Below are 12,081 nucleotides of genomic sequence, written 5' to 3' on the forward strand. Positions count from 1 at the left end.
AGTATGCTTGGGGGGAAGCAGGCCCAAGAAACACATGTTTTCCTGCAGCCGAGGCCCGCTGATGCGGGCCTCGCGCCTTGCGAGATGGCCGCCAAGCCGCTAGGAAACCGAGGACCCTTTTCCTTGCGAGGCCCCAATGCGTCTCTCCCGCTATTTTCTGCCCGTCCTGAAAGAAGATCCCAAAGAGGCGCAGATCGTCTCGCACCGCTATATGCTGCGGGCGGGCATGATCAAACAGCAGGCCGCCGGGATCTATTCCTGGCTGCCTTTGGGCTACCGGGTGCTGAAGCGGATCGAGCAGATCGTGCATGAAGAGCAGATCCGCGCCGGCCATATCCCGCTTTTGATGCCGACCCTGCAACCTGCTGATCTTTGGCGCGAATCCGGCCGTTACGACGATTACGGCCAAGAGATGCTGCGGATCAAAGATCGGCATGAGCGCGACATGCTTTACGGCCCCACGAATGAGGAGATGATCACTGACATCTTCCGTTCGCATGTCAGCAGCTACAAGGACCTGCCGCTGACCCTTTACCACATCCAATGGAAGTTCCGTGACGAGATGCGTCCGCGTTTTGGCGTGATGCGCGGCCGTGAATTCTTCATGAAGGATGGCTATAACTTTGACATCGATCGCGACTCCGCTTTGCATGCCTACAACCGTCATATGGTCTCTTACTTAAGGACTTATGAACGGATGGGCTTGACGGCGATCCCGATGCGCGCGGCCTCGGGCCCGATCGGTGGCGACAACACCCATGAGTTCTTGGTGCTGGCCAACACCGGCGAATCCGAGGTCTTCTATGACGACCGCGTCACCGCTTTGAAGTTGGGTGATCGCGCGGTGGATTACGACAATCGTGCCGAAGTGGCTGGGGTTTGCGACGAATTCACCACGCTTTACGCCCGCACCGACGAGACGCATGACGCGGCGCTGTTCGACCAGATTCCGGCGGAACATCAAAAGGTTGGCCGCGGGATCGAGGTTGGCCAGATCTTCTATTTCGGCACCAAATACTCTGAAGCGATGGGCGCGACCGTGGTGACCCCCGATGGCAGCAAAGTGCCGGTCGAGATGGGCTCGCATGGCATCGGCGTGAGCCGGCTTTTGGGCGCGATTATCGAGGCGAGCCATGACGAAAAGGGCATCATCTGGCCCGAAGGCGTCACGCCGTTCCCGGTTGGCATCGTGAACCTGAAGCAAGGCGATGCAGCGGCGGATGAGGCTTGCGCGGCGCTGGAGAAAGCTTTGCTCGCCAAAGGCTTGGAGCCGCTTTACGACGACCGCGACGAACGCGCTGGCGCGAAATTCGCCACGATGGATCTGATCGGTCTGCCTTGGCGCATCACGGTCGGGCCGCGCGGCTTGCAAAAGGGCGTGGTCGAGCTGACCTCGCGCCGCAGCGGCGAAAGCGAAGAGTTGTCGCCGGAAGCCGCGGTGGAGCGGATCGTAGAGATCTACGCTGCACATCGGTGAAGCCGCGCCTTTGGCGCTGAAGTGACGATGAATGTGCTGAAAAGGCGCCAGGCAATCACTTTGCTTGGCGCCTTTTCATTGATCTTTAACCCCGCCGTGCGAATCATGGCGCAGGAGGGATAGCTTTATCGCCTAAATCGGCGCTGCCTCTCGCTCAAAGGCGAGATCCGTGACACAGTGCCGAAAAACGGAGGCGGGCATGTTCGGACGGATGCTGACCCTTGCGGGCGGATTGGCGGGGGCGGTGGGCTTGTCACAGTTCCCCGAATTTTCGCAGCAATATCTGCAACGGCTGGCGGGGCAGGTGGATGCGCTGACCCAAGTCGAAGCGGATTTCGACCGCTCGGCCGAGGGAGCAGGCCTAACCCGGGAAGAGGCCTTGCTCGCGCTTGGTACCGATGGATTTGCGGGTCAACACGCCCGCGATCTGCGCGCGACGTTCAGCCGGGCCGAGTCTTTGCGAAACGATCTGACGATGTTGCGCTTGGCTGGTGTGTTTGAACGTTTGGCAATGCCGCAGCGGATGGCGGATCAGGATCTGCTGCAGGCGACATGGCAGGATTTTGCGCCTGCCGTGCCCGTGACCACGGCAGGCCTGGGCTGTGCAGGCTTGGGCTTCCTGTCGGGTTGGGGGCTGATCGCGGCGCTTCTGGCGTTGATGAAGCGGCCATTCCGGCGGCGCGCCTATAGTTACGACTGACGGCCGGTACCCGTCACTGCGCGACGTTACGACGCTCGTAAGAGCCGAGGGCGATGGGTCTTTACCGCCCCCAGCAAGGTCATTTCTAAGTCGAGCGCTTTACTTGTCGATCTCGACCATAATGGCGTCGAGCGCTTTGCAGGTGGCGGACAGGTCCGCAGTGCCGCCGTTGGCCTGAGCGTCGGTGGCAAGCTCTTGGACCTTCGGCATCAATTCGGTCATTTTGGGAGGGTTGGTCGTGGCCAGCGCAGTGATCTTGGTGGTCAGCTCTTCGGCTTTGCGCGCGGCTTCAGCTTCGGTGCAACTCACTTCCTCTTTACAGGCGCTTAGGAAAGAGGCGGCCGCGATCACGGCCAAAACGGGAACGATACGCAATTTGGATACTCCACTGAAAATGTAAAAGGCGCCGCCGCACCTTGGCGTAACTACACGTCCTTGTGAGGCACTTGTCTAGCTGCAGAATGACGACATCTTAGGCACCGGCCTCTTTCCGCCCGTTGGGGGGAAATCGGTCGATTTGCTTAAGCACGGCTCGATTTACGGGGCGGGGATTATGGTGATTGTCTTAACCAGACGGATCACGGCAGGCGCCGGAGACGTCGGATGAGAGGAAGCGCTGACCGGCGCGGTCACGACTGTGCCAGTTATCCGCCAGTTCCTTGACCTTTGCGACTGGAACAGCGACTTTCGCGCCCAATCAAGGCCAGAGCTGCAAGTGATTTGCAGCGATATGGCCGCCAGTGGATTGAGGTCGATGGCAGGCAGAACCGCACCGTTTTCGCGCTTTGAATGGATGATCGCTTGGCGCTATCTGCGGGCGCGTAAGGCCGAGGGTGGGGTCTCGGTCATGACCTGGATCTCGGTCATCGGCATCACCTTGTCGGTTTTTGCGCTGGTGGCGGTGATGGCCGTCCGCGCTGGCTTTCGTGAGGAATTCGTTAACACGCTCTTGGGCGCCAATGGCCATGCGACGGTTTACAATTGGCGGGCCGATGATCAGGGCCGCCGGCTGCGCGGTTTTGAGGATTGGCAAGTGGCGACCGAGCGGTTGGCGGCTGTGCCCGGTGTCGTGCGGGTGGCACCTTTGGTGCGGGGTCAAGCTATGGTCACAACGGCGGGCAATGGCTCGTCCGGCGTGCAAGTCTATGGGATGTCGGTAAAAGATATTGAAGCGATCCCATCTCTAACCACGGGCGGCGACGATTTCGGCGAAATCACCCGGCTCTCCGAAGGGATCGCATTGGGCTCAGGCATCGCGCGTGACTTGGGCTTGCAGGTGGGCGACCGGCTGCGGCTGATTTCGCCCGATGGTCCCAAAACGGCCATGGGCGGATCTTCACTGCGGGTGATGTCCTATGAGTTGGTCTACGTTTTCACCTCGGGTAGCCCCGAGATTGACCGCACCCGCGCCTATCTGCCGATGGAGGAGGCGCAGAGTTTCTTCAATGCCGAAGGCATCGCCGATGAGTTTGAGGTGATGGTGCAAAGCCCTGAAGCGATTGACAGCTATGTGCCGCAATTGCAGGAGGCGGCTGGGCAAAATGGCATGGTCTGGACCTGGCAGCAAAGCGCTGGGAACTACCTGCGGGCGCTGACAGTGGAGGACAATATGATGTTCATCCTCATGTCGATTTTGGTGCTGATCGCCTCGCTCAATATCATCTCGGGCCTTGTGATGTTGGTAAAGAACAAGGGCCGCGACATTGGTATTTTGCGCACGATGGGGCTGACCGAGGGCAGCGTTCTGAGAATCTTCTTCCTTTGCGGGGCGTTGACGGGCGTTGTTGGCACGATTTCTGGCGTGATCTTGGGCAGCCTCTTTGCCTATTACTTCACGCCGATATTCGATTTCATCAATATGGTTGCAGGCGGCGGGCTTTGGGATTCTTCGGTTCGGCCGATCTACCAGCTCTCGGCGAAGCTGCAATTGACCGATGTCATCACCGCGACTTTGCTCTCATTGGTGCTGTCGTTTGTGGTGACGATCTTCCCGGCCCGGCGTGCGGCACGGATGAACCCGGTGGAGGCGCTGCGCTATGAGTGATGCTTTGGTGCTTGAGGGCCTTGAGAAGGGCTATAATCACGGCCGGCCGTCGCAGGTGCAGGTGCTGCGAGGGGCTTCGCTGTCGGTGGCGGCGGGCGAGGTTGTGGCTCTGGTGGCGCCCTCGGGGGCGGGCAAGTCGACCTTGCTGCATATCGCGGGGCTGCTCGATACCCCGGATGCGGGGCAGGTTATGCTGGGCGGCCGGGCGATGACCGGCCTTGGCGACCGCGCGATGACCGAGGCGCGGCGCGGTGAGGTGGGGTTCATTTACCAATTCCATCACCTGCTGCCGGAATTTACCGCTTTGGAGAATGTGGTGATCCCGCAGCTTGCGAATGGGGTTGATAAGGCGGCGGCTGAAGCCCGCGCGATGAGCCTGCTGGACCGTGTGGGCGTGGCGGGTCGTGCACAGCACCGCCCAGCAGCGATGTCGGGCGGCGAGCAGCAGCGCGTTGCCTTCTGCCGCGCTTTGGCCAATGAGCCGCGGCTCTTGCTGGCTGATGAGCCGACCGGAAACTTGGACCCCGGCACCTCGGATCAGGTCTTTGGTGCGTTGATGGAGCTGGTCCGCGCCACCGGCATGGGCGCGCTGATCGCCACCCATAATATGGAGCTTGCTGCCCGGATGGACCGGGTGGTGCGGCTTGAGGCCGGCCGGGTGGTGTGATCCCCCGTAGAGCGGTTCGCGGGGTTTATGCTTTGCGAGCCGCTAAAAAGTTTGATCCCTGTCAATGTGTGGCCCGTTCGGCCGTGAGAAACTGCGGTTTTACGAAAGGTTCCGCCATGCGTGCTGCACTGAAACTCCCTGCTGCTTTGGCGGCCTGCCTTGCCCTTTCCGCTTGCGTTGAGGAGGCGCAGCCCAGCGGGGCCGAAGATTTCGCAAGCTATTGCGCCAGCTGCCACGGTGTGGGCGGCAAGGGCGATGGCGAGCTGGCCTCGGCTTTAGAAAAGCGCCCGGCCGATCTGACCACGCTGACCCAGCGCAATAAGGGCGAGTTTCCCCGGCTGCGCATGATGGCGAAGATCTGGGGCTATACCGGCACCCATGACGGGGGGGCGGTGATGCCGAATTTCGGGCCTTTGCTCGAAAGCCGGATGGTGCCCTATGATGCAGGCGACGGTATCCAAAGCCCAACGCCGGAGCGTCTGGTGCAACTCGCTGAATATGTGGAGGGGTTGCAGCTTTAGGCTGGCCAAGGGTGGGGGTTTTGCACCCCCACACCCCCGCAGAGTATTTTAGTCAAGGTGAGGGTTAGAAGGGTTTTATTGTGGGAACATTGACGCGGCGACTCTCGCCATCTTCGTCCGTGAATGACACCGCTGCGGTAAATGCATTTCTGCTATTAAACGGTAGGCTGAGCACGTGTTTTTGCGATATCCAGCCGCGGCCAGCGTATGCGGTTTTGCCCGAACTTAGGGCGTTGCCATCACTAAGTAGAGTATAAGTTAGATTATGTGCTTCGCCGCCGCCGTTCGTCACGGTGAATTCATAATTGCCGTGGCTGAGCGACGATGCGCCAACTTGTGTTAATGTTGCCGAGAACACCGGTTCGCGGCGCTTTTTTCGCTCGGCGTGTTCCGTCTCATTGATCGCGCGTTCATAGTCCAACTGCTCTCTAGAGACTTGTGCCAGCGCACGATGCTGCTCGGCCGAGTTGGCCAATTCCCTTGCCTGAATCTCAAGCGTGGCCACGCTGTTACGAAGCTCTGCCCCCTGTTGTATGAAGCCGAGTACCACCCAGAAAATGGCCATCGGCCCGAAGGCGCCTGCAAGAAAGTCGCCTAGCTCATTCAGGGGCATCGCTTGGAGAGCGTTCAGACGCTCTGGCTTATAGAGCCCCGTGAACGCGATTAGTGCAGTGATGTAAGCTGCCGATAAGATTGCACCGAAGCCGAAGAGCCAGTGCTTCTTGGCAGCTTTAAACATCCAATTCCTCCACAAACCGCGCATTCTCCTGAATATACTGGAAGCGCAATTCGGGCTTTTTGCCCATCAATCGCTCGACCAGATCGCCGGTTTCGCCGCCCTCGTCGTCATCAATCGACACCCGGATCAATTTCCGGGTTTGCGGGTTCATCGTGGTGTCTTTCAGGTCCTTGGCATCCATCTCGCCCAGACCTTTAAACCGCTGCACATCGATCTTGCCCTTGCCGCCGACCGAGCCCTTCGCAAGCCATTGCTCTTTCTCGACGTCATCCGCGACATAGATCCGATGCGCGCCTTGGGTCAGGCGGTAGAGCGGCGGGCAGGCGAGGTAGAGGTGGCCCTTGTCGATCAGGGGGCGCATCTGGGTGAAGAAGAAGGTCATCAAGAGCGAGGCGATATGCGCGCCGTCGACATCGGCGTCGGTCATGATAATGATCTTGTCATAGCGCAGATCGTCGACGCGGAATTTCGTGCCCATGCCGACGCCCAGAGCCTCGCAGATGTCGCGGATCTCGGAGTTGTCGTGCAGTTTGTTTGAGGCCGCACCAAGCACGTTCAAGATCTTACCCTTGAGCGGCAAAAGCGCCTGATAGGTGCGGTCGCGCGCGCCTTTGGCCGAGCCGCCGGCCGAGTCGCCCTCGACGATGAACAGCTCAGACCCGGTGCGGTCGGTGTTGGAGCAATCGACCAGCTTGCCGGGCAGGCGCAGCTTCTTGGTGGCGGTCTTGCGCTGGGTTTCCTTTTCTTGACGGCGCTTTAGCCGCTCTTCGGCGCGCAGGACCAGGAAATCGAGGATCGCGCCTGCGGATTTCGGATCCGCCGCCAGCCAGTTGTCGAAATGGTCGCGCACGGCGTTTTCGACCCATTTCGCCGCCTCTTCCGTGGCAAGCCGGTCTTTGGTTTGGCCCACGAATTGCGGCTCGCGGATGAAGACCGAGATCAGCGCGCAGCCGCCCGTCAGCATATCGTCGCGGGTGATCTGCTCGGCTTTGCGGTTCTTCACGCGCTCACCATAGGCACGGATGCCCTTTAGGATCGCGGCCCAAAAGCCGGTCTCATGGGTGCCGCCTTCGGGCGTGGGCACGGTGTTGGTGTAGCTGGAGATGAAGCCGTCGCGGGCGGGCGTCCAGTTGATCGCCCATTCGACCGAGCCCGGCACGCCGAATTTCTCTTGGAAGCCGACTTTGCCCGCGAAGGGGCGGTCGGCATAGGTGGTGACCTTTTCCAGCTGGTCCGAGAGGTAATCGGCCAGACCGCCGGGGAAGTGGAAGACCGCCTCGCGCGGCATGTCGCCATCGGGGATGGCGGATTTCCAACGGATCTCGACGCCCGAGAAGAGATAGGCCTTCGAGCGGGCCATCTTCATCAGCCGCGCCGGTTTGAAGGCCTGTTGGCCAAAGATCTGCGGGTCGGGGTGGAAGGTGACCGAAGTGCCGCGGCGGTTCTGGGTCGGCCCCAGCTTTTGCAGCTTGCCCTGCGGGATGCCGCGCGAGAATTCTTGCGCGAAAAGCTCTTTGTTGCGGGCGACTTCGACCCGCATCATATCGGAAAGTGCGTTCACCACCGAAGAGCCCACGCCGTGCAACCCGCCCGAGGTCTCATAGGCTTTGCCGTTGAATTTGCCGCCCGAGTGCAGCGTGCAGAGGATCACCTCCAGCGCGGATTTATCGGGGTATTTCGGGTGTGGATCGACCGGGATGCCGCGGCCGTTGTCGCGGATGGTCAGCGAGCCATCGGCATGCAGCTCAACCTCGATCCGGTTGGCATGGCCGGCAACGGCTTCGTCCATCGAGTTGTCGATGATCTCGGCGGCAAGGTGGTGATAAGCGCGCTCATCAATGCCGCCGATATACATGCCCGGACGCAGACGGACCGCCTCAAGCGGCTCCAGAACCTCAATCGAGGAGGCGTCATAGGAGTTGGATTCGGCCTGGGAGAGGAGGTCGTTTGCCATGGTCTGCTCTTTCATTGGGCGCTGGCATTAGACCACTCCCAAGGGGGCAAACGCAAGATCTGGTGAGACGCTTGGACGGCGGGTCAGGGCAGGGAGGGGGCGCTGCCCCCTCGCCCTTGCGGGCTCACCCCCGGGATATTTAGGTTCTGAAAGAGGGGGAGAGGTCTCTTTCAGAACCTTAAATATCCCCGCCGGAGGCTCCCGCAGCCTGCCAAGAGCGGGCGGCGGGAGTGGGTTTTAACGCCAGCCAAGCGCCGGGGCGACGTGTTTCAGGATGCTTTCGATCACATGGGCGTTGTAATCGACGCCCAGCGTATTGGGCACGGTCAGAAGCAGCGTATCGGCCTCGGCGATGCCCTCATCCTCGCGCAGCATCTGGATCAACTGGTCCGGCTCACCCACATAGGAGCGACCAAAGACCGCACGCATATTGTCGATCTCGCCGATCTGATCCTGCTCGGGGCGGCCCGAGCCGAAATACATCCGGTCCGTGTCGTTCATCAGCGGGAAGATCGAGCGGCTGACGGAGGCGCGGGGCGTGCCTTCATGGCCTGCCTCTTTCCAGGCTGCACGGAACTTGCGGATCTGCTTGGCTTGCTGCGCGCCCAAAGGCCCGCCGCCTTCGTCCTTTTTCAAGGTCGAGCTTTGCAGATGAACGCCCAGCATGCCCGCCCATTCGGCGGTGGCGTCGGAGGCCGCGCCCCACCAGATCCGCTCGCGCAGGCCCTTGGAGAAGGGCTCGAGCCGCAGAAGGCCCGGCGGGTTGGGGAACATCGGGCGTGGGTTGGGCTTGGCAAAGCCTTTGCCGTCCAGAAGGCCAAGGAAGGTCATCGCATGTTCGCGCGCCATATCTTGATCCGTCTCACCCTCTGCCGGGGCATAGCCGAAATGGCGCCAGCCATCGATCACCTGTTCAGGCGAGCCGCGCGAGATGCCCAGTTGCAGCCGCCCACCCGAGATCAGGTCAGCCGCGCCTGCATCTTCAAACATGTAATGCGGGTTCTCATAGCGCATATCGATGACGCCGGTGCCGATCTCGATCCGTTTGGTTCGCGCGCCGATTGCCGCCAAAAGCGGGAAGGGCGAGGCGAGTTGGCGGGCGAAGTGATGCACGCGGAAATAGGCACCATCAGCGCCGAGTTCCTCGGCGGCCTCGGCCAGTTCGATCGATTGCAAAAGCACATCCGAAGCCGAGCGCACGGCCGAGCCTTGTTGCTCGGACCAATGGCCGAAGGAGAGAAAACCGATTTTCTTCATGGCGGGGCCCTTCCCGTTGCGTTCACTGTTGCCCCGTTAGGTAGGGTGCCCGGGGCGGCGAGGGAAGGGCGCTGGCCCCGCTTCAGCGCACAGTCAATGTGCCGTTGGGGCAACGGCTGGTGCGCTGCGCTGCTTATTCCGGTTCTGCCAGCCGCGCCGCCCACATAGCTTGGAAGGCGGGGCGGGCTTGGCAGCGTTGAAGCCAGGCATTGGTGGCGGGGAATTCGGCCATCAAAGGCGCGTGGCCTTGGGCGTAGCGAAGGCATTCGGCGGTGTTGATATCGGCTACGGTGAAGCGGTCGCCCACCAGCCAATCCTTTGCGGCCAGATGCTGCTCAAGTCGACGCAGCGGGCGGCGCAATTTCTCGGCCGCGACGGCAAGGGCGGCCTGACTTTCAGGCAGGCTCGTGGCGCCTGATTGCAGCGTGGCAAGGATCTCCAGCGCTGGGGTTTCGATCCCTGTGGCAGCGAAAAGCGACCACTGTTCCATCAGCGCTTGCTCAGGCTCATCTTGCGGTCCGAGTGCGCCGCCGAAGCGGCGGGCGATATGGGCGGTGATTGCCAGCGATTCGGTCAAAAGCAGATCGCCATCGGTCAGCGCGGGGATTTGCCCCATTGGATTGACCACCAAAAACGCCGCAGATCCGGTGTGCAGGGTGGTTTCGCGGGCCTGCGGATCCGCCAATCGGTAGGTTTGGATCACCGGCACATGGGTGAAAGGCGCGCCACATTCGGCCAGAAGCCACAAGGGACGGGATGCGCGGGACCGATAGACGCCATAGAGGGTAAGCATGAGCTCTTGCCTGTCCTGAAGCCTGTGTCAGGCCAAAGGTGTCGCGCAAGTTTAGCTCAAGGTCCATTGTAAAATGTGGAATTCCCCCCCTTGCTCATGGACCCGCCTCGGGGGCTAAATTGGCAGATGGCCCAGTCACCCCCGCTGCCTTCCTCAGCAGACCAGGCCGATCGCGACCTAAGGGCAGCGATCGTTGAGCGGCTTTATGATGTCGCCGTGGACCCCATCAAGCTTGAGGATTTGTTGCAGGTCTGGGAGGAGCAGGTCGCACCGCTGCGTCGTGACCTTGGTCGCGCTTTGGATAACCCCGAGCTGGATGCCCATTTGCACCGCGCGACGGTGTTTCTAGACCGCTACGATGCCGCCACCGATGCGCAGGACCGCTCGGTCTTGGCTGACATCCCGCGCTCGGCGGCATTTCTATCCGATGGCAGCGCGAAGATCACCGATTGCAACCGGCCGGGGGCTGTGGCCTTTGGTATCAGCAAGGGCGGGCCCTTTGTCGATCTGCCGTTCGAGCCGGAAGACCGCGCCTTGCTGCAAGGGGTGATCCGCAAAGTGGCCGGGGGGCGGGCCGAGCAAAGGGTGACATTGCGCATCCGCTCCTCCATCACCGGCAGCCCGGTGATTTTACGGGTGAGCCCCGTCGTCAGCAAAGCGCAGTCTTTGGCCTTGGTCGTCTCGACCGAGCTTGTCTGGCCCTTGGGGTTTGAGCTCATCGTGCAAGAGGCCTTTGGCCTTACCCCCGCCGAGGTAGAAATTGTGCGCGGCATCACCTTGGGCCTTCCGATCAAGGATATCGCCGAGGCGCGCGGCCGCTCGGCCGAGACGGTGCGCACGCAGGTCCGCTCTATCCTGCAAAAGACCGAGACCCATAGCCAGAGTGAGCTGGTTCGGGTGGTCCTAGGGTTGATGGATGTGGCGGCGATGCCCAGCGAGGCGCCCTCCCGCTCGGTCCCGCGCGGCGGGGCGCTGGAGCCGCGCGATGTGCGGGAATTGTGGTTGGCGGATGGGCGGCGGCTCACTTGGATCGAATTTGGCGATCCGAAAGGCCAGCCGATTCTTTTCATGCATATGGATTATGGCCTGATCCGCTGGCCCGCCTCGGCCGAGCGGCATGCCAGGGCACGCAAGCTGCGGGTGATTGTGCCGGTCCGGGCGGGCTATGGGCTGACCGATTTGCATTTGCGAGCCGCCGATCATTTGGGCGCGGTGAGCCAAGATTATATCGCGGTGCTGGATCATCTTGCGGTGCAGGGCGCGATTGCTTTGCCGATGGGGGCGGATCTGCGCTTTGCAATGAACCTTAGCCTGCGACGGCCCGATCTGATTTCGGGCATCGTGGGGGCGGCCTGCCAATTGCCACTGCGCCATGCCGCGCAATATGAGCGGATGGACAAATGGCAGCGTTTCATTTTGTCAAATGCCCGTTACGCGCCCAAAGTCTTGCCCTTCTTGGTGCAGGCTGGCTTTAGCCTCGCGCGGCGTTTGGGCAAGGACGTTTTCTTTGCGCAAGTGAACGGCAATAGCCGCGCTGATATTGAAACCTTTGACCGTCCCGAAGTGCGCGAGGCCATCCTGATCGGATCGGATGTGTGCCTGTCGCGCGAACGCTCGGCGCATGAGGCTTTTGCGCGCGAGTGCATCGGGTCCGAGAAGGATTGGTCTGACGTTGTGCGCCGCTGCATCGTACCGGTGGTGCTGTTGCTGGGCGATCAGGATCCCCAAACCCCGATGGAGACGATGCGCGAGCTGGCGATGGACTACCCGCAGCTCACCATGCGGTTTCTGCCTGAAACGGGGCAGTTGCTCTTCTTCAAGGAATGGCCGCTGGTCTTGGAAGAGGTCGAGCTGATGATCGCGCGACTGCCTTGAAAGGGCTAAGGGTAGGAAAACCTGACCTAGGGTCACTTTATTTTCGGATCTACC

The 12,081-nt window shown here is 61.1% G+C and carries 11 protein-coding genes; 6 read left to right on the forward strand and 5 right to left on the reverse strand.

Annotated features, from left to right (window positions below; all coding sequences use genetic code 11):
- The first annotated feature begins 136 nt into the window (after nucleotides 1–136).
- On the forward strand, nucleotides 137–1,477 hold the full coding sequence (gene proS, locus Q9295_RS01115) for a proline--tRNA ligase (RefSeq protein WP_306678530.1): 1,341 nt from the start codon (nucleotides 137–139) through the stop codon (nucleotides 1,475–1,477).
- Between the two features lie 199 nt (nucleotides 1,478–1,676).
- Complete coding sequence (locus Q9295_RS01120) at nucleotides 1,677–2,177, forward strand: DUF2937 family protein (protein ID WP_306678532.1); 501 nt, start codon at nucleotides 1,677–1,679, stop codon at nucleotides 2,175–2,177.
- A 99-nt stretch (nucleotides 2,178–2,276) separates the two neighbouring features.
- Here the strand turns inward: Q9295_RS01120 and Q9295_RS01125 are convergent, their stop codons facing one another.
- Nucleotides 2,277–2,552 carry a hypothetical protein gene (locus tag Q9295_RS01125; protein WP_306678534.1) on the reverse strand — a complete coding sequence of 92 codons (276 nt, stop codon included), beginning with the start codon at nucleotides 2,550–2,552 and terminating at the stop codon, nucleotides 2,277–2,279.
- A 379-nt stretch (nucleotides 2,553–2,931) separates the two neighbouring features.
- Here Q9295_RS01125 and Q9295_RS01130 point away from each other — a divergent pair, with 379 nt between their 5' ends.
- The 3 genes from Q9295_RS01130 (at nucleotide 2,932) to Q9295_RS01140 (ending at nucleotide 5,409) form a co-directional block, all read left to right on the forward strand.
- Nucleotides 2,932–4,221 (forward strand): ABC transporter permease, encoded by a 1,290-nt coding sequence (locus Q9295_RS01130; RefSeq protein ID WP_306678536.1) that lies wholly within the window; start codon nucleotides 2,932–2,934, stop codon nucleotides 4,219–4,221.
- Nucleotides 4,214–4,888 carry an ABC transporter ATP-binding protein gene (locus tag Q9295_RS01135; RefSeq protein ID WP_306678538.1) on the forward strand — a complete coding sequence of 225 codons (675 nt, stop codon included), beginning with the start codon at nucleotides 4,214–4,216 and terminating at the stop codon, nucleotides 4,886–4,888. Before Q9295_RS01130 ends, Q9295_RS01135 begins: the two co-directional genes overlap by 8 nt.
- A 116-nt stretch (nucleotides 4,889–5,004) precedes the next feature.
- Nucleotides 5,005–5,409, forward strand: a complete 405-nt coding sequence (locus Q9295_RS01140) for a c-type cytochrome (protein ID WP_306678540.1) — start codon at nucleotides 5,005–5,007, stop codon at nucleotides 5,407–5,409.
- Nucleotides 5,410–5,473: 64 nt separating this feature from the next.
- Here the strand turns inward: Q9295_RS01140 and Q9295_RS01145 are convergent, their stop codons facing one another.
- The 4 genes from Q9295_RS01145 to Q9295_RS01160 form a co-directional block, all read right to left on the reverse strand.
- The gene (locus tag Q9295_RS01145; protein WP_306678542.1) at nucleotides 5,474–6,148 is read right to left on the reverse strand and encodes a hypothetical protein; all 675 of its coding nucleotides are present in this window, start codon (nucleotides 6,146–6,148) and stop codon (nucleotides 5,474–5,476) included.
- A complete protein-coding gene (parE, locus tag Q9295_RS01150; protein WP_306678544.1) occupies nucleotides 6,141–8,102 on the reverse strand; it encodes a DNA topoisomerase IV subunit B in 1,962 nt (653 codons plus the stop codon). The genes Q9295_RS01145 and parE overlap by 8 nt, the downstream gene beginning before the upstream one ends.
- A gap of 237 nt (nucleotides 8,103–8,339) precedes the next feature.
- On the reverse strand, nucleotides 8,340–9,359 hold the full coding sequence (locus Q9295_RS01155; RefSeq protein WP_306678546.1) for an LLM class flavin-dependent oxidoreductase: 1,020 nt from the start codon (nucleotides 9,357–9,359) through the stop codon (nucleotides 8,340–8,342).
- A gap of 133 nt (nucleotides 9,360–9,492) precedes the next feature.
- Complete coding sequence (locus tag Q9295_RS01160; RefSeq protein WP_306678548.1) at nucleotides 9,493–10,152, reverse strand: glutathione S-transferase family protein; 660 nt, start codon at nucleotides 10,150–10,152, stop codon at nucleotides 9,493–9,495.
- Between the two features lie 216 nt (nucleotides 10,153–10,368).
- Between Q9295_RS01160 and Q9295_RS01165 the strand changes: the two genes are divergently transcribed.
- Complete coding sequence (locus Q9295_RS01165) at nucleotides 10,369–12,027, forward strand: bifunctional helix-turn-helix transcriptional regulator/alpha/beta hydrolase (RefSeq protein ID WP_306678550.1); 1,659 nt, start codon at nucleotides 10,369–10,371, stop codon at nucleotides 12,025–12,027.
- Nucleotides 12,028–12,081 lie beyond the last annotated feature (54 nt).

The organism is Pseudogemmobacter lacusdianii (assembly GCF_030848395.1).
In the GTDB taxonomy this organism is placed as follows: Bacteria; Pseudomonadota; Alphaproteobacteria; order Rhodobacterales; family Rhodobacteraceae; genus Pseudogemmobacter; species Pseudogemmobacter lacusdianii.

Bases quoted from the DNA above. Each gene is read 5' to 3' on its own strand.
- Q9295_RS01120 (WP_306678532.1), top strand. From the start codon at position 1,677: ATGTTCGGACGGATGCTGACCCTTGCGGGCGGATTGGCGGGGGCGGTG.
- proS (WP_306678530.1), top strand. From the start codon at position 137: ATGCGTCTCTCCCGCTATTTTCTGCCCGTCCTGAAAGAAGATCCCAAA.
- Q9295_RS01130 (WP_306678536.1), top strand. From the start codon at position 2,932: ATGGCAGGCAGAACCGCACCGTTTTCGCGCTTTGAATGGATGATCGCT.
- Q9295_RS01145 (WP_306678542.1), bottom strand. From the start codon at position 6,148: ATGTTTAAAGCTGCCAAGAAGCACTGGCTCTTCGGCTTCGGTGCAATC.
- Q9295_RS01155 (WP_306678546.1), bottom strand. From the start codon at position 9,359: ATGAAGAAAATCGGTTTTCTCTCCTTCGGCCATTGGTCCGAGCAACAA.
- Q9295_RS01140 (WP_306678540.1), top strand. From the start codon at position 5,005: ATGCGTGCTGCACTGAAACTCCCTGCTGCTTTGGCGGCCTGCCTTGCC.
- Q9295_RS01135 (WP_306678538.1), top strand. From the start codon at position 4,214: ATGAGTGATGCTTTGGTGCTTGAGGGCCTTGAGAAGGGCTATAATCAC.
- parE (WP_306678544.1), bottom strand. From the start codon at position 8,102: ATGGCAAACGACCTCCTCTCCCAGGCCGAATCCAACTCCTATGACGCC.
- Q9295_RS01160 (WP_306678548.1), bottom strand. From the start codon at position 10,152: ATGCTTACCCTCTATGGCGTCTATCGGTCCCGCGCATCCCGTCCCTTG.